This window comes from Bacillus sp. 0909A, assembly GCF_036765115.1.
In the GTDB taxonomy this organism is placed as follows: domain Bacteria; phylum Bacillota; class Bacilli; order Bacillales; family Bacillaceae; genus Bacillus; species Bacillus mojavensis.
Genome location: NZ_JBAIZU010000003.1, coordinates 432485 through 448502, shown reverse-complemented (window position 1 = coordinate 448502; position 16018 = coordinate 432485). Strand labels below are relative to the sequence as shown.

At 43.1% G+C, this 16018-nt stretch carries 16 protein-coding genes and 1 pseudogene; 12 read left to right on the top strand and 5 right to left on the bottom strand.

The genetic code is table 11. The annotated features are described in order from the left end of the window. The first annotated feature begins 111 nt into the window (after positions 1 to 111). The 5 genes from V6D42_RS12410 (at position 112) to V6D42_RS12390 (ending at position 5855) form a co-directional block, all read left to right on the top strand. Complete coding sequence (locus V6D42_RS12410; protein WP_333513420.1) at positions 112 to 579, top strand: hypothetical protein; 468 nt, start codon at positions 112 to 114, stop codon at positions 577 to 579. Positions 580 to 767: 188 nt separating this feature from the next. Continuing rightward, on the top strand, positions 768 to 1334 hold the full coding sequence (locus V6D42_RS12405) for an isochorismatase family protein (protein ID WP_333513419.1): 567 nt from the start codon (positions 768 to 770) through the stop codon (positions 1332 to 1334). After that, positions 1331 to 2692: an MFS transporter gene (locus V6D42_RS12400; RefSeq protein ID WP_333513418.1), complete on the top strand. Its 1362-nt coding sequence runs from the start codon at positions 1331 to 1333 to the stop codon at positions 2690 to 2692. The genes V6D42_RS12405 and V6D42_RS12400 overlap by 4 nt, the downstream gene beginning before the upstream one ends. Positions 2693 to 2873: 181 nt before the next feature. Beyond that, a complete protein-coding gene (gene pucI, locus V6D42_RS12395) occupies positions 2874 to 4346 on the top strand; it encodes an allantoin permease (RefSeq protein ID WP_333513417.1) in 1473 nt (490 codons plus the stop codon). A gap of 99 nt (positions 4347 to 4445) precedes the next feature. Continuing rightward, positions 4446 to 5855: a right-handed parallel beta-helix repeat-containing protein gene (locus tag V6D42_RS12390; protein ID WP_333513416.1), complete on the top strand. Its 1410-nt coding sequence runs from the start codon at positions 4446 to 4448 to the stop codon at positions 5853 to 5855. Positions 5856 to 5943: 88 nt separating this feature from the next. Here the strand turns inward: V6D42_RS12390 and V6D42_RS12385 are convergent, their stop codons facing one another. Then, complete coding sequence (locus V6D42_RS12385) at positions 5944 to 7140, bottom strand: MFS transporter (protein WP_268504455.1); 1197 nt, start codon at positions 7138 to 7140, stop codon at positions 5944 to 5946. A gap of 21 nt (positions 7141 to 7161) precedes the next feature. Next, positions 7162 to 7575 carry a MarR family winged helix-turn-helix transcriptional regulator gene (locus tag V6D42_RS12380; RefSeq protein WP_095712831.1) on the bottom strand — a complete coding sequence of 138 codons (414 nt, stop codon included), beginning with the start codon at positions 7573 to 7575 and terminating at the stop codon, positions 7162 to 7164. Between the two features lie 222 nt (positions 7576 to 7797). Here V6D42_RS12380 and V6D42_RS12375 point away from each other — a divergent pair, with 222 nt between their 5' ends. From V6D42_RS12375 to V6D42_RS12355, 5 genes are all read left to right on the top strand, one after another. After that, a complete protein-coding gene (locus tag V6D42_RS12375; protein ID WP_081720816.1) occupies positions 7798 to 7908 on the top strand; it encodes a protein usd in 111 nt (36 codons plus the stop codon). 14 nt (positions 7909 to 7922) lie between these two features. Further along, complete coding sequence (gene spoIIID / locus V6D42_RS12370) at positions 7923 to 8204, top strand: sporulation transcriptional regulator SpoIIID (protein ID WP_010332180.1); 282 nt, start codon at positions 7923 to 7925, stop codon at positions 8202 to 8204. A gap of 179 nt (positions 8205 to 8383) precedes the next feature. After that, complete coding sequence (gene mbl / locus V6D42_RS12365; RefSeq protein WP_010332179.1) at positions 8384 to 9385, top strand: cell shape-determining protein Mbl; 1002 nt, start codon at positions 8384 to 8386, stop codon at positions 9383 to 9385. 159 nt (positions 9386 to 9544) lie between these two features. Beyond that, positions 9545 to 10357, top strand: coding sequence for a flagellar hook-basal body protein (locus V6D42_RS12360; RefSeq protein WP_268504458.1), 813 nt, complete (start codon positions 9545 to 9547; stop codon positions 10355 to 10357). A 32-nt stretch (positions 10358 to 10389) separates the two neighbouring features. After that, the gene (locus V6D42_RS12355; RefSeq protein WP_010332177.1) at positions 10390 to 11199 is read left to right on the top strand and encodes a flagellar hook-basal body protein; all 810 of its coding nucleotides are present in this window, start codon (positions 10390 to 10392) and stop codon (positions 11197 to 11199) included. A 21-nt stretch (positions 11200 to 11220) separates the two neighbouring features. On the opposite strand, the gene V6D42_RS12350 is transcribed toward V6D42_RS12355, so the two are convergent. Next, positions 11221 to 12285 carry a response regulator aspartate phosphatase gene (locus V6D42_RS12350; RefSeq protein WP_010332176.1) on the bottom strand — a complete coding sequence of 355 codons (1065 nt, stop codon included), beginning with the start codon at positions 12283 to 12285 and terminating at the stop codon, positions 11221 to 11223. 193 nt (positions 12286 to 12478) lie between these two features. On the opposite strand from V6D42_RS12350, the gene fabZ reads away from it, so the two are divergent. Continuing rightward, positions 12479 to 12904 carry a 3-hydroxyacyl-ACP dehydratase FabZ gene (gene fabZ, locus V6D42_RS12345; RefSeq protein ID WP_333513415.1) on the top strand — a complete coding sequence of 142 codons (426 nt, stop codon included), beginning with the start codon at positions 12479 to 12481 and terminating at the stop codon, positions 12902 to 12904. 74 nt (positions 12905 to 12978) lie between these two features. After that, positions 12979 to 13371, top strand: coding sequence for a large conductance mechanosensitive channel protein MscL (mscL, locus tag V6D42_RS12340; RefSeq protein ID WP_010332174.1), 393 nt, complete (start codon positions 12979 to 12981; stop codon positions 13369 to 13371). A 60-nt stretch (positions 13372 to 13431) separates the two neighbouring features. Here the strand turns inward: mscL and V6D42_RS12335 are convergent, their stop codons facing one another. Further along, positions 13432 to 14412: a histidine kinase gene (locus tag V6D42_RS12335; protein ID WP_333513727.1), complete on the bottom strand. Its 981-nt coding sequence runs from the start codon at positions 14410 to 14412 to the stop codon at positions 13432 to 13434. 228 nt (positions 14413 to 14640) lie between these two features. Beyond that, positions 14641 to 15903 (bottom strand): annotated as a pseudogene (locus V6D42_RS12330) (ATP-binding protein); the annotation flags it as partial. Positions 15904 to 16018: the final 115 nt, after the last annotated feature.

Below are 16018 nucleotides of genomic sequence, written 5' to 3'. Positions count from 1 at the left end.
GTCTATAAAATAATTCTGATTTTATGAGAAAAAAGGGAATTGACAAAAAATAGAATGGTATATACTGTATTAACTGTATTAGTTGATATAATACACTGAGGGGGATGCGATATGAATAAAGGCAGCAGGCTGCTGAGAGCGTTAAGAAAGTCCATTCCGGCGACATTCCGGTTGTTTTTGGCCTTTAATTTTGTTGTGTACGGCCTGGTGAAAGTGGTCATGGGGCAGTTTGGGGGAGTAACACCTGAAATTGCAGCTGCGGTGGGAAAGGGAAAGGGATTTACAATTGCGTGGACATTTTTTGGTTATTCTCATGTCTATGAAGTATTTATAGGCTTTGGAGAAATCATTGCTGCAGTTTTGCTGTTGATTCCAAGAACATCTGCGTTAGGTGCCGTTGTATTTATGCCGATTATTGTGAACATCGTCATGATTAACTATTGTTTTGATATTGGCGTGCAGGATCTCAGTACGATATTAATGATCATGTGTTTGATTCTGCTTTGGATTGACCGCCGCAAATTTATGGGCATGTTTAATCAGCAGCCGATTAACGGCAGGCAGGTGACGAAGCTATGACAACTTTTATGATCGCAGTGCTTGCCGGTATGTTTGTATGCACTACCTTTTATTTTTATATAAAAGAAAAATCGTGAGATAAGCGCTTCTCCTGAGAACTTCACAAGCGTCATGCAAGAATTCATGTGAAGTGAAGAGTAAAATATGGGATGTGAGAAACACTAACCAGCATCAGGAGGAAACGTAAAATGAACACACTTACCATTGATTTTCAAAACACAGCATTGGTTATCATTGATCTGCAAAAAGGAATTGTGCCAATAGACAAAAGCGGACAGGTTGTCCCGAATGCGAAAAAACTTGTTGACGAATTCCGAAAGCATAACGGCTTTATCAGCTTTGTGAATGTAGCCTTCCATGACGGAGCAGATGCGCTAAAGCCGGAAACGGATGAACAGGCGCAGGAAGGTTCAGGTGAAATGCCGGTGGACTGGGCGGAATTTGTTCCGGAAATCGGTGTGCAGGACGGAGATTACACAGTGACCAAACGCCAGTGGGGCGCGTTTTTCGGCACGGACTTAGATTTGCAGCTGAGACGCCGCGGCATTGATACCATAGTACTATGCGGCATTGCCACGAATATCGGAGTGGAAAGTACGGCTCGCGAGGCCTTTCAGCTTGGCTATCAGCAGATTTTTATTACCGACGCGATGTCCACGTTCAGTGAGGAAGAGCATGAAGCGACACTGCGCTTTATTTTTCCAAGAATCGGCAAATCGCGGACAACAGAAGAATTTTTATCACAAGTGAAATGAAAATATCAAAAAAGAGCCGTGCTGTCTTTTTAACAGCGGTAGCTTCAGGAACGATGCTGAATCCGCTGAACTCGTCTATGATTTCTCTGGCGCTCCACAGTATCCAGCATGAGTTTCACCTGTCATTTACGACGGTTTCCTGGCTGATCTCCTCTTTCTATTTGGCGAGTGCTGTGGCCCAGCCTGTGACGGGAAAGCTTGGCGATTTGATTGGGCGTAAAAGGTTGTTTTTATTCGGGCTTATTCTTGTGGCGGTTTCCGCCATCGGGGCGCCGCTTGCGCCAACCTTTATGACATTATTGGTCATGCGGCTGTTTCAATCGGTGGGGAGCAGTGCGATTTATCCGTCGGGAGTCGGGCTGATACGAAACCACATACATGAGCGCCAGGCTTCAGCCATGGCGGTTCTGTCCATATTTGCATCTGCAATGACGGCGCTGGGGCCGACAGTCGGCGGCTTTTTGATTGTGTGGGGCGGCTGGCCGGCGATTTTTATCGTCAATCTGCCGTTTATTATCCTCAGCTTCCTATTAGGGATGTATATGTTCCCGAAGGATCAGAAAAAAGGGGTGGGGATCAGCGCGGTTATCCGGCAGCTAGATGTTCCGGGAATCCTTTTGTTTGCCGGCGGGATCATTTTGCTCCTGTCCTTTTTGCTTTCGTTCAGCACATCCCCACATATGTCAGAAGGTGTGATTGGTGTCATTCTGCTTGCCGCATTTGTCTGGCGTGAGCTGAAAACGGAGAAGCCGTTTATTGATGTCCGTCTGTTTAAAACGCAGCGAACTCTGTCAGCGGTATACGTTCAGTTTATTTTACTTAATGTATTCTTCTACTGTTTATTTTTCGGACTGCCGAGTTATTTTCAGGATGAAATGCAACTTTCTGTCCAAACGAGCGGTCTGTTTATGCTGTTCATGTCGGGTATGAGTATCGCTATATCGCCCATTACAGGCAAGTGGATTGATCGATCGGGAGTCATTAAGCCGATTTTGGCGGGATCGCTTCTGATGACCGCGGGCGCTGTGCTCTTAACGGTCTTTTTTATCAGCGTTCCGGTTATCGGGAAAGGCTTGATCCTGTCGCTGCTCGGCATCGGTTACGGACTTGGAAACGTAGCGCTTCAGGCAGCGATGCTGAAAACGAGCCCTTCAGACATGGTGGGAACTACCTCAGGCCTGTTCCAAACGTGCCGTTACCTTGGCTCGATTTTGTCCTCGGTGATTCTGGGCCTTCTGTTCGGTAAAGAGATTACAGCGGCTCATTTTGATATCATGGGAATGATCCTTATTGCTGTAGGCGGATTGAGTCTGTTTATGGCTTTGAGATTCACCGCCTTAATGAAAACAAGATCATGAGAAAAGAGACAGATATACGAATCTGTCTCTTTTTCTTGTTTAGGATGCTCAAAAATGAATAAAAGGATTGTGGATCATAGCCAATGTATTTGTCTGACTTTTCAGTTATATTAAGTCACATGTGATGTTAGAAAACAATACATAGAACGGAAGATAGACAATGCTGAAAGGGGAGCCGGCTATGGAATTAAAAGAGGGTCATCTGCAATCAAACAGGCTGAGCAATGAGGATCTGCTACCTTTAGGACAGGAAAAACGCACGTGGAAAGCAATGAACTTCGCCTCCATTTGGATGGGATGCATACATAATATACCGACCTACGCGACAGTGGGCGGATTAATTGCGATTGGGCTTTCACCGTGGCAGGTGCTGGCGATCATTATTACGGCCTCGCTTATTTTGTTTGGCGCACTCGCTTTAAACGGGCATGCAGGGACAAAATACGGGCTACCATTTCCTGTGATTATCCGGGCTTCTTACGGTATTTACGGCGCGAACATTCCGGCGCTTCTGAGGGCTTTTACAGCCATTATGTGGCTTGGTATTCAAACCTTTGCCGGGAGCACGGCGCTGAACATTTTGCTGTTAAATATGTGGCCCGGCTGGGGAGAGATTGGCGGGGAATGGAATATTCTAGGTATCCACTTGTCTGGTTTCCTCTCTTTCGTATTCTTTTGGGCTGTGCACTTACTTGTATTGCATCACGGTATGGAATCGATTAAGCGTTTCGAGGTATGGGCAGGTCCTTTAGTATATGTGGTGTTTGGCGGCATGGTATGGTGGGCGGTCGATATAGCCGGAGGACTCGGGCCGATCTATTCACAGACTGGGAAATTTCACACGTTTTCAGAAACGTTTTGGCCGTTTGCTGCCGGAGTCACTGGCATTATAGGTATCTGGGCAACGTTAATTTTAAACATACCTGATTTTACACGGTTTGCGGAAACGCAAAAAGAGCAGATTAAAGGCCAGTTTTACGGCTTGCCTGGAACCTTCGCGTTATTTGCGTTTGCCAGTATTACAGTGACCTCCGGTTCACAGGTTGCTTTCGGCGAGCCGATTTGGGACGTGGTTGATATTTTGGCGAGGTTTGATAATCCTTATGTCATCGTATTATCTGTGATTACGCTCTGTATCGCCACCATTTCAGTTAACGTAGCAGCAAACATCGTGTCTCCCGCTTATGATATTGCGAATGCTTTGCCGAAATATATTAATTTTAAACGAGGCAGCTATATCACAGCCCTGCTCGCTTTATTTACGGTTCCGTGGAAGCTCATGGAGAGCGCAACTAGCGTTTATGCGTTTCTCGGTTTAATCGGCGGCATGCTCGGTCCGGTGGCAGGCGTCATGATGGCTGATTACTTTATCATTCGCAAGCGGGAGCTCTCGGTTGATGACCTATATTCCGAAACCGGACGGTATGTGTATTTCAAAGGCTATAACTACCGGGCATTCGCGGCCACGCTTTTAGGCGCACTCATCTCATTAATCGGAATGTATGTCCCCGCATTAAAGAGCTTATATGACATCTCATGGTTTGTAGGTGTACTGACATCATTTCTTGTCTATATTGCTCTGATGCGGATTCACCCGCCGGTATCATCTGCTGTCGGAAAGTATGATTCTGAACAGGTGCTTCGTGCGGAATAAGCGTTTTCTGCAGTGGAATGGATTTGAGATGGTTTTCCATAAATGGATAACCTATAATGATAGAAGAAAATCCATTCTAAATAGAAATGAGAATCCCATATGAAGCTATCAATTTTTATTTCTGCTGCAGTTGTTTTAACTGCTGTGATCATCGCTTTAATCTATGATAAGACGGAAGCAAATGAACAAGAATCAGTGAACTGCTTATATGTTTCTCCTAACGGCAATGATCAAAATGAAGGGACGAAAACTAAGCCATTTCGTACACTGGCGCACGCCGCTAAGAAAGCTGTTGCCGGAACAACCGTATTAATCCGTGAAGGCACGTATGATGAACCGCTTGAGGTGAAGCATAGCGGCACGGACGGGAAGCCTGTCACGTTTCGAAACTATCAGAACGAGAAAGCAGTGATTACCGGGAAATCTATGACGAGCGCAAAATATGAAACGCCGTTAATCGGCATAGACAATAAACATTACATCACAATCAGCGGTTTAACGATTGAAAATCTTTCTGTTTCATCTGAAGAAGCAACCGCCATGGGAATTTATGTGACTGGCTCCAGCAGCCATATCACGATTAAGGGTAATCATGTTCGGAATATAAAAACAACGGCAGATGAGGGCAATGCCCACGGAATTGCAGTGTATGGAACGGGAAGCATGAAAGACATTAAAATCACGGATAATACCGTTGAAAAGCTGACACTCGGAGCGAGTGAAGCAGTTGTGCTAAACGGAAACATTGACGGCTTTACAATTGCGGGAAATCTGGTCCGTGATAATAACAATATTGGCATCGATCTTATCGGATATGAAGGAACGGCAGATCAAAACGATTATGTGCGGAACGGCGTCGTAGAAAACAATACTGTCTATCATCAGTCAACTTTCGGAAATCCGGCTTATGGAGATGAGTATTCAGCGGGCGGAATCTATGTCGACGGAGGACGCAGTATTGACATCAGGAAAAACACGGTATACAGAAACGATATCGGTATTGAAGCAACTTCTGAGCACAAAGGGAAATATGCTGAGGATATAAAGATTACCGACAACAAGGTGTATCAGAATGCGTACACGGGGATTTCAATTGGCGGATACGACAAGGAGCGTGGCGGCACCGCCGGTTCTGTGATTGCTCGCAACATTATTTTCAGAAACGACACAAAAGGGCTGTATGGCGGTCAGCTATTGCTGCAGCATGATACAAAAAACAACATAATAGAAAAGAATATTATGACGGCAAGTGACTCTAGTCTGTTTATTGCCAACGAGTTTAAAACCAATGAAGGAAATACAGTCAATCATAACGTTTACCATAAGGAAGCAGATAAAGACGGCTTATGGATGTGGAAAAAGACGGAATACGACTCATTTCCGTCCTATCAAAAAGCAACGAAAAACGATGTCGGCTCTCTCTATGCAGATCCGATGTATCGCGACGAAGAGTCTTTTGATTTTACATTAGATCCGGATTCACCTGCGCGTCCGATTATTGAATCATGAACAAACGGCATTCTATTCCGTTAAACGGAGCAGAATGCCGTTTGTTATGCAAAAAAAGACTGCCGGCAAATACCGGCAGTCTGACAAGCTATTCTGCAATCGACACTTTTCCTTCAGGTTCGGCTACAGCAGGTTTTTTCTGGCTCCATGCATAGAGAAGAAGTGAAATCAGAACGAATAGACCCGCTGATAAGTAAATAGATGAGAAGCCTGCGGAAGCAACGAATAATCCGAACACATACGATCCTGCGGCAATTCCGCTGTCAAAGAACGTAAAGAACGTTGCTGTCGCAAATCCTGAACGGTGTGCCGGTGAATTTTGTATCGCCAGCGTTTGCATGCACGGCACGATTGAGCCGTATCCGAGTCCGATCACAGCTCCGGATAATAGCAGCATCAAGCTGCTGTGCGTAAAGGCAAGCATGCAAAGTCCGACAGAGAAAATCAGGATTGAAGGGTAAATCACAATCCCCGCTCCGACTTTATCGAACAGTTTGCCTGTAAACGGACGCGCAACCATCATCGTAACAGCAAAGCAAACAAAGAAGTAGCCGCTGACATTTAATAGATCAATAGACTTAGCAAAAACGGACAAAAATGCTGTAACTGTTGAATAACAGAATGATATAAACAGCCCTACAATCGCAATCTTAAGCGCGCCTTTTTCAAACATATCCGAAAGAGAGAAACGGAATACAGTCGTTCCGCTACTGAGGCTGTTTGGCACTTTAATGAGTAATGTAACAAACAGCCCAACAATCATAAACACCGCAAAAATTGTAAAGAAGACAGAGAAAGGCACAATTTTCACCAGGCTCAATCCGAGAAACGGACCGATAGCCATTGCGAGGTTCATAGACATGGCAAAGTATCCAAGCCCTTCGCCGCGGCGTTTAACTGGAATGATATCGGCTGCGATCGCGCCGGTTACAGTGGTTAAAATACTGAACCAGATTCCTTGGAAGAACCGCAATCCAAGCAGCAAATAGAAGTTATGAATCGGCAGGTAAAGAAAAGACGAAAGGGCAAAAATCGCCATCGATACAATCGCCATCCTCTTTTTCCCAAACCGTTCTATAATAGCCCCTGAAAAAGGACGAGTGAAAATGGCGGATAACAGGAACAGACTGATTAACAGCCCTCCCTGAGATTCAGTACCGCCAAGCTCCTGCATCATATAGATAGGCAGAACAGTCAAAAATGTATAAAAGAACACAAAAACAAACAAGTTTACGAGAACGACCATAATGAAATCTTTGGTCCAAATTGGTTCAGACTTTTTCAAATGTATGTCACTTCCTTATTTTCATTGTTGTAAAAACAAACGAAATAAATGAGAAAACGCTTCTTTATCTTCATCACGGAAATCTGCAAGCAGTTCTTCCTCAAATTTAAGCATTTTCACATTGATTTCTTCGTATTTCTTCTCTGCTTCTTTTGTGAGGACAACGAGTTTTTCCCGTTTGTCTTCACCTTGCCGTCTCTGTACCCAGCCGTTTTCTTCAAGGCGTTTGATCGTCCGGGTTACGGTCGGGGCTTCCACATTTAAATAGGACCAAATCTCCTTTTGAGTCATTGGTCCGATCGTACGCAAACAATATAAAACTGACCATTGAGATGAGTAAAGGCCGAATGGCTCCAGCTGTTCATTGGCTTTTTTGGCAATCAGGCGGGCGCTTTGGTTGATTTGATGAATGAGGTGTCTGTTGACGTAGGTCATTTCGGTCTCCTTCTAAAAAACTTACCTAAGTAACTAATTGCTTTTTCATTTTACAGGAGTGATGAACGGATGTAAAGATAAAAATTTAGTGACGCGAAATAGTTAGCGCAAGCCGAAAAATTCGTTTCACCCCTTGTCCTTATTGAGTTTTTAGCATATTCCCAAAAGAATGCTAATACACTGTTACAAACCTAACAAAGAGAGTGTTTGAGGTGAGGGATCGTGGGCATATTTCACAAACTTACTTGTAAAATCATACAACAAAGAAGCTGCATAATGAATGACTCTTTACAGAATACGGATCTCATTTCACACTTCTCACATCCATTTTAGGGAGGTCGAGTGGTGTGCACGATTACATCAAAGAGCGAACAATCAAGATAGGAAAGTACATCGTGGAGACAAAGAAAACCGTTCGTGTCATTGCGAAGGAATTTGGTGTTTCCAAAAGTACAGTACACAAGGATTTAACAGAGCGTCTGCCTGAAATCAATCCTGACTTGGCAAACGAAGTGAAAGAAATACTCGATTATCATAAATCCATCAGGCATTTAAGAGGGGGAGAAGCAACAAAACTCAAGTATAAAAAGGATGAAATTCTCGAAGGAGAGCCTGTTCGCCAGCCATAATCACCCAGGGCAAATCAGCCTGCATTGTCTTCCGGAAATCGTTTGTAGATCATCCGCAAAAATTTGTAAAGAACTTAATGTGCTTCCAACTTTTTTTCTATATTTTATGATAATATATATAATTAGGGCACAATGTGGATATTTACTGTGAAACAGATTTTCAAGGAGGATATAAATAGATGTTTGCAAGGGATATTGGTATTGACCTCGGTACTGCAAATGTACTGATCCATGTTAAAGGTAAAGGAATTGTTCTAAATGAACCTTCCGTAGTTGCACTTGATAAAAACAGCGGCAAAGTGCTGGCGGTTGGCGAAGAGGCAAGACGAATGGTTGGACGTACACCTGGGAATATTGTTGCGATTCGCCCGCTGAAAGACGGAGTTATTGCTGACTTTGAAGTAACAGAAGCAATGCTGAAACATTTTATTAACAAGCTGAACGTAAAAGGCCTGTTCTCAAAACCGCGCATGCTTATTTGCTGCCCGACGAATATTACATCAGTTGAGCAAAAAGCCATCAAAGAAGCTGCTGAAAAAAGCGGCGGTAAACATGTGTACCTTGAAGAAGAACCGAAAGTTGCCGCTATTGGCGCGGGTATGGAAATATTCCAGCCGAGCGGTAACATGGTTGTAGACATCGGAGGCGGGACGACGGATATCGCGGTAATCTCAATGGGCGATATTGTCACCTCGTCTTCTATTAAAATGGCTGGGGACAAGTTTGACATGGAAATCTTAAATTACATCAAACGCGAGTACAAGCTGCTGATCGGCGAACGTACTGCGGAAGATATTAAGATTAAAGTCGCAACAGTTTTCCCAGACGCACGTCACGAAGAAATTTCCATTCGCGGACGGGACATGGTTTCCGGTCTTCCAAGAACAATTACAGTAAACAGCAAAGAAGTAGAAGAAGCCCTTCGTGAATCTGTAGCTGTTATTGTGCAGGCAGCGAAACAAGTGCTTGAAAGAACACCGCCTGAACTGTCCGCTGATATCATTGACCGCGGCGTTATCATTACCGGCGGAGGCGCGCTCTTAAACGGCCTCGACCAGCTGCTCGCTGAAGAGCTGAAGGTACCGGTGCTTGTCGCTGAAAATCCAATGGATTGTGTGGCAGTCGGCACAGGTGTTATGCTTGATAATATGGACAAGCTTCCTAAACGCAAACTAAGCTGATCACTCAAACCTCATTCTGAAATAGAATGGGGTTTTTTTATGAAAACTCTTCACGAATTGATGGGAAATGCCGATAATAGGATAAAATCCTGATTTATATTATAGAACGAATGTTCCTATATGACAACTGGAAAAAATGCCATTTTAGAGGTGGAAAACTTGTTAAAAGGATTATATACCGCAACATCCGCAATGATTGCCCAAGAGCGCAGAACGGAAATGCTTTCAAATAATATCGCAAACGCAAATACATCCGGATATAAAGCAGACCAAGGATCGCTGCGCGCGTTCCCTGAGATGCTTCTTAGCAGAATTGAATCAAAATCTCCGGCTGGCACATCGAAAACAGAAATCGGTTCCGTTAATACCGGTGTATATATGCAGGAGCTTAAGCCTCTTTTTACACAGGGAAGCCTCAAGTCGACGGATCAGCCTACAGACATCACATTGGTTGAAAATCAAGTTCCGGTTCATGCGGAAACAAATGAAAATGCCGCCCTTTTTTATCCGGTTCAAACGGAGAATGGGGTCCGTTATTCAAAAAGCAGCACGTTTTCTTTAAATGAGAATAATCAGCTGACGATTAACGGAAATACCATTTTATCAACGACAGGACAGCCGATTACGGTCGAAAATGAAAATTTCACCGTGTCTGAAAACGGTACTGTTACTGCGAACGGACGAACAGCCGGACAGATTGATGTCAGAATGGCAGAGGATGTCAGAAATCTAAAAAAAGATGGCAATGATTTGTACAGCACGGCTGACGGAAATGACCTGCCGAGCGCGGCTGGCAATAACCAAGTATCCTATTCATTAAAACAAGGCGTTTCGGAGCTTTCGAATGTTGATGTGACGAGCGCCTATACAGAAATGACTGAAGCGTACAGATCGTTTGAAGCAAACCAGAAGGTCATTCAAGCTTATGACAAAAGTATGGACAAAGCAGCCAATGAAATCGGAAAAATATAAGATAACGGAAGAAAAAACGGGGGACATCAACTATGCTCAGGTCAATGCTAACGGCATCAACAACCTTAAACCAGCTGCAGCAGCAGATTGACACAATCAGCAGCAACCTTTCCAACAGCAACACAACCGGCTATAAGGCTAAGGATACGAATTTCTCTGAGCTCGTCAGACAGCAATTCGATCAGGTTGATGAAAAAAACGAAGAAGTGGCACAATCCCGCAAAACGCCGCCCGGCTTGCGCCTTGGCGTCGGAGCGATGATGAATTCACGGCTTGTATCTGATCAAGGAAGTATTCAGAAGACGGAGCGCGATCTGGATATCGCTTTTACGTCTCCTTACCAATACCTGCAGGTTAACGTGAATGGCAATCGCCAGTATACGAGGGACGGGGCGCTTTATTTATCGCCTTCAGCTGATAATGCCAACCAGCTTCAGCTCGTGACAGGCAACGGTCATCCCGTGCTTGATGAAAACGGCAATGCAGTAAACATAGACAGCTCAATGAAAAAAATTACGGTCAATGATAACGGGACCTTAACCGCATCTAACGGGAATACAGTACAGCGGTTTAATCTCGGAGTTATCCAAGTAAACAATCCTCAAGAGCTGAAATCCGAAGGAAATAATCTTTTCTCCATTGATAATGCGGCAGCCTTTGAAGAGCTGAATGGCGCAAACAGACAAAACATCGGCATGCAGCAGGGTGCACTTGAAATGTCAAATGTGGATATTTCTAAACAAATGACAGATTTGATTACGTCTCAGCGTTCTTATCAGCTGAACAGCAGAACGATTACAATGGGTGATCAGATGCTCGGTTTGATTAATTCTGTCAGATAATAGAGAGAGGGGCGTTTTCAATCAGCCGCGCAGTATAAAAAAGGCGGCTTTTTCGAAATCGTCCTTTTTTTTGTAGTATTCCGTGATGTCCTCCAAAAGCACCTCTAAATCCACCCAAGCTTCGATTTTTTCTAGTTCAAGCACATATTCAAGCAAGGTATCATAAGGATCTTCAGCAGACGTATAGAGCGCTTCAAGTGTTTTCAGTTTCAATTGAATTGTTTGAATGTTTACTTTTTCAGATAATTCTTTTCCTTTTTGCAAAACCGCTTTTCCTTCTGAAATCTTTTCTGTTTTAAAAAGAGCTCTGACGGATTCATACACACAGTGAAGATAGGATACTGGAGAATTGGTTTCAAATTCCTGATTCTTCAATACCTTTTTAAAGTATAGAAGTGCTTCATGGTCTTTCTTTTCGGTTGCTTTTAAAAAGCCCAAATTATAATAAGCATGGCACAGCAGATTATCGTCATTTAACTGCTGGGTTTTCTTGATGATTTCTTTGAAAAGCTGTTCAGCCTCATCATAGCGTTCTTGATCAATATAGTTTACAGCGAGCAGCAGTTTGCAGCTGATTACCTTTTTTACATAGCCGAATTGATGCAAGTAGATATTTAAAGCTTTTTCAACATATTGGATGGAAAGCGGCGGTGATTTCATCAAGTAATAGGCGCCGGCGGTTTGATAATAAAAGTCAGCGGCTTCAAATGAGTTTTGTATCGCGTGCAGGTGCTGCTCAGCTTTTTTAAAACCATTCACCGCATGCTTCGGAGCGGTTTTTACCATTTCATATAATCCTGAGAAAAAGTGCAGATAATATTTCAATTCATCATCCATTTTTTCTTCCTGTTCATATAAATCATGGAATAATGAATCCAGACCGTCCTGGTTTTCATAAAGCAGCTGATGCCGTGCGAGGAACAATTGATAACGCATCCAAAGTTTTGTGTTCCTTTTAAGCTTCGGAAGGTTCTGATCGATTTCCTCTTTAAGTGCTGCTGCGTCATCCATTTTCCGTTTGCCAATAGCGGTATACCACTCGTCTAACATTTTTTGCATTCTTTTTTCTATAAACTTTGAAATCATTTTCCTACCTCTTTGCTAATGGTAAAATCTATAATTATCATATCACAACTTTTGACGGCTCTCATTGACAGTTGGTTACACTTTGGGTGCAGGTTGAAAAAGAGATTCATTCATAATATACTTTTCAAATGTACAGATTGGATCATAAATGATTGCTATACATACTAACGCAGATGAAGGAGATGTCAAGAGAATGCTTGATACTCAGCAAATTAAAGAAATTATTCCTCACCGTTATCCGTTTTTGCTCGTAGACCGGATTACGGAAGTTGAAGAGGGCAAACGGGCTGCAGGATTTAAAAATGTAACCGCAAATGAAGAATTTTTTAACGGCCATTTTCCTCAGTATCCGGTTATGCCCGGCGTATTAATCGTAGAGGCACTTGCCCAAGTCGGCGCTGTTGCCATGCTGATTAAAGAAGAAAACCGAGGCAGATTGGCTTTCTTTGCCGGCATTGACAATTGCCGATTTAAAAAACAAGTGAAACCTGGTGACCAGCTTCACCTTGAGGTTGAGATTATTCGTGCGAGAGGCACAATCGGGCGCGGAAAAGGCGTTGCCAAAGTTGACGGCGAAGTGGTTTGCGAAGTGGAACTGACTTTTGCCCTTGGCGAGTAAGTGAGAAAAATAGACAGATGGGCAGCGGCACATTTGTCTTTTTTTCTTTCAAAACAAAAAAGCAGGTGATTGTAATGTGGAAAGAATTTAAGACCTTTGCCATGCGCGGGAACATTGTTGACCTTGCGATTGGTGTTGTCATAGGGGGCGCGTTCGGTAAGATCGTCACATCGCTCGTTAATGATATCATTATGCCTTTAGTTGGCTTGCTTCTGGGCGGGCTTGATTTTTCGGGACTGTCATTTACATTCGGTGATGCGGTCGTCAAATACGGCAGCTTCATTCAAACCATTGTGAATTTCTTGATCATATCGTTCTCTATCTTTATTATGATTCGGACTTTGAATCAATTGCGGCGCAAGAAAGAAGCGGAAGAAGAGGCCGAGGAGGAAGCGGCAGATGCGCAAGAAGAGTTATTGAAAGAAATCAGGGACTTGCTCAAGCAGCAGACAAGATCTCCAGAATAAAAAAAGACTGCCGCTGGAATGCGGCAGTCTTTTTTTTAGATCAAGGTATTACCGTATTCTTTATTGTTCCTCTGCATCCGGATACGCGCTTATGAATTTAGGAGAATCTGTTGTTTCAGTAATGTGTATGACCATCGAAACAGCTGTGCCGGCATCCGGGATGCTGCGGATGTTCAATTCACTGCCGCAAAAATGCTTGAGCCGCTGGTTGATATTTTTCAGTCCGACGCTGCGATCGAAGTCTTGAGACAGGATATCCTTTTGTTTTTCCGGTCCAATGCCAACACCGTTATCTTCAACTTCGACGTAATATTCGTTCCTGCTTTGTTTTTTTACGGTCAGCTTAACCCATCCTCCGCCTCTTTTTTTGCTGACGCCATGATGGACTGCATTCTCCACCAATGGCTGAATCATTAAAGGCGGAAGGATGAAGTCAATGTCTTTGTCTATATCGAAAAGAATGTCCAGCCGATCGCCGAAGCGCGTCTTTTCTATAGAAAGATAGGAACTGATAATAGAAAGCTCGTTTCTGAATGAACTGATGGCTGATGTATTTTGGAAATCAAAACTCATTCTTAAATAGTTAGTAAATTCAGCTGTTATCTCTCGCGCTTTTTCAATATCCAAATGACTGAGTGAAATAATTGTGTTTAACACATTGTAGAGAAAGTGTGGTTTGATTTGCGACTGCAGAAATGCCATCTCCATATTTGTCGCTTGGTTTGCTGTATGTTTCATCATAATCAGGTTTTTGATACGCGCCATAAATTCAGAGTAATGATACGGTTTTTGCAAGATGTCATTTGCTCCGGCATGAAAAGCCTTGTATTTGTCATGGCCGATGATGGCTGCTGTAATGATCAGGACAGGAAGATCAACCATACTGAATCGTTCACGAATTTTCATACAGACTTCGAAACCAGTCATATCCGGCATCATCAAATCCAGAATCACCAAATCAAGCTTCGTGCAAGAAACCACTTCTAATGCTTCCGTTCCGTTTTTTGCAGCAATTACATTGTAGGGCACGCCTTCAAGCATATCGCTTAAAATTTTTAAACTGTCAATGTTATCATCGACAATCAGAATGGTTGGAGCGTCAATTTTCTCAGAGTAATAGGGCGTGCTTAAAGAGATACCTGACATCTCTAGCCCGGATTGTAATTCTGGAAGATTTGTTTTGGTTTCAGGCACAGATTCATGATGGACAATGGGCAATGTGAAATGGAATGCCGACCCTTTTCCCTCTTCTGATTCAACCCAAATGTCTCCGTTTTGGAGCTGGACCAGCTGTTTGACAATACTGAGGCCAAGACCGGCTCCGTCGTCTTTATTCATTTCTGCTTGCTGAAAAGACTCAAAGATGGTTTGGCGATCGGCTTCGGAAATGCCGCTTCCGGTATCCGTAACTGTCACCTTGATCATGTTATCGTTCAGTTTTGAAGCAGAAAGTGTGATTTGGCCCTCCGCTGTATACTTGATTGCATTGTCTACTAAATTGGTTAATATTTGGCGGAAGCGGTTTTCATCTGCGAGCACTAAAGGAAGGTCGTCTGGAATATGATTCATAATATTTAAGTTTTTATGTCTCGATAAGAGATTATAGAAATTCATTTCCGAACAAACTAAAGCATAAATATCAACAGGCACCGGGTGAATCTGAAGCATGCCTTGCTTTATTTTTTCTAAATCCAGGATGTCATTCACCAGATTGGACAGCCTGTAGCCCATGCGGATAACAAGCTGGATGTTTTCTTTCTCTTCTTCTATCGTTCTTTTTCCTTTGCCGGCCAGCAACGTTTGGCATATATTAATAATGCTGTTCAGCGGTGTTTTAAATTCATGCGATGTCTTCGCTATAAACTCATCCTTCAGCCGGTCAACCCTGAGTAATTTCCACGACAGCACTTCATTTTCGCGGAATGCACCGGCAAATTGCTGTGCCATGAGAAGAACAATCGCCAGCAACGCAATGACTGTCGGCAATGAATAGATCGAATTAAAAGAAAAAGCCGTTTTTCCTGTGTAAGCGGAGATGGTCGTTAAAATGACAAAAGCACTCATTGATATAGAAGCGATTGTCAGATACAGGCTTCCTTCCATTTTGCGGATCGCTGCGATCGTAAAAATATATGTGATATAAACCAGGGTCGAAACGGCTAGCACGGAATGTAGTATGTATGAGGAGTGACCGATAAACCCAACGGTTAAAAAATCTATGATCAAGACCAGCCCGCAAGAAACAGTGGCTATGAGAATAAAACGTTTTGACACAATCTCTCTGTAAGCAAAATAGAGATAGAGAAAAACCGCTATACTGACAAACACAGTTGAGATTGCCCTCATTGAATTTAACAATGAAAATGAAATGGACGGAAAGAGGAGGAATATAATCCGCTCTTTTCCGATCATCAGAATAATGAATGAAAACAGAAGGCACATAACAGAAAAAAACAGCAAATGTTTATCCTTTTTTCTTTGCAGGTAAAAGCCCAGAAAATATAATCCGGTAATGAAAAATGCTGTAATCATGACCGTATCATTAAGAAAGGAAATTTTGTTTTCACGCACTATTTGGTCCTGGGTTCCAAAGGTAATCGGCTTTGCGATTCCCCACCCCGGCGTTTTTCCGAAGTTCGAAAACTGT

Excerpts from the sequence above, each read along its gene's own strand:
- V6D42_RS12410 (WP_333513420.1), top strand. The coding sequence starts at position 112 with ATGAATAAAGGCAGCAGGCTGCTGAGAGCGTTAAGAAAGTCCATTCCG.
- V6D42_RS12405 (WP_333513419.1), top strand. The coding sequence starts at position 768 with ATGAACACACTTACCATTGATTTTCAAAACACAGCATTGGTTATCATT.
- V6D42_RS12400 (WP_333513418.1), top strand. The coding sequence starts at position 1,331 with ATGAAAATATCAAAAAAGAGCCGTGCTGTCTTTTTAACAGCGGTAGCT.
- pucI (WP_333513417.1), top strand. The coding sequence starts at position 2,874 with ATGGAATTAAAAGAGGGTCATCTGCAATCAAACAGGCTGAGCAATGAG.
- V6D42_RS12390 (WP_333513416.1), top strand. The coding sequence starts at position 4,446 with ATGAAGCTATCAATTTTTATTTCTGCTGCAGTTGTTTTAACTGCTGTG.
- V6D42_RS12380 (WP_095712831.1), bottom strand. The coding sequence starts at position 7,575 with ATGACCTACGTCAACAGACACCTCATTCATCAAATCAACCAAAGCGCC.
- mbl (WP_010332179.1), top strand. The coding sequence starts at position 8,384 with ATGTTTGCAAGGGATATTGGTATTGACCTCGGTACTGCAAATGTACTG.
- V6D42_RS12355 (WP_010332177.1), top strand. The coding sequence starts at position 10,390 with ATGCTCAGGTCAATGCTAACGGCATCAACAACCTTAAACCAGCTGCAG.
- V6D42_RS12350 (WP_010332176.1), bottom strand. The coding sequence starts at position 12,285 with ATGATTTCAAAGTTTATAGAAAAAAGAATGCAAAAAATGTTAGACGAG.
- fabZ (WP_333513415.1), top strand. The coding sequence starts at position 12,479 with ATGCTTGATACTCAGCAAATTAAAGAAATTATTCCTCACCGTTATCCG.
- mscL (WP_010332174.1), top strand. The coding sequence starts at position 12,979 with ATGTGGAAAGAATTTAAGACCTTTGCCATGCGCGGGAACATTGTTGAC.
- V6D42_RS12335 (WP_333513727.1), bottom strand. The coding sequence starts at position 14,412 with ATGCTTGAAGGCGTGCCCTACAATGTAATTGCTGCAAAAAACGGAACG.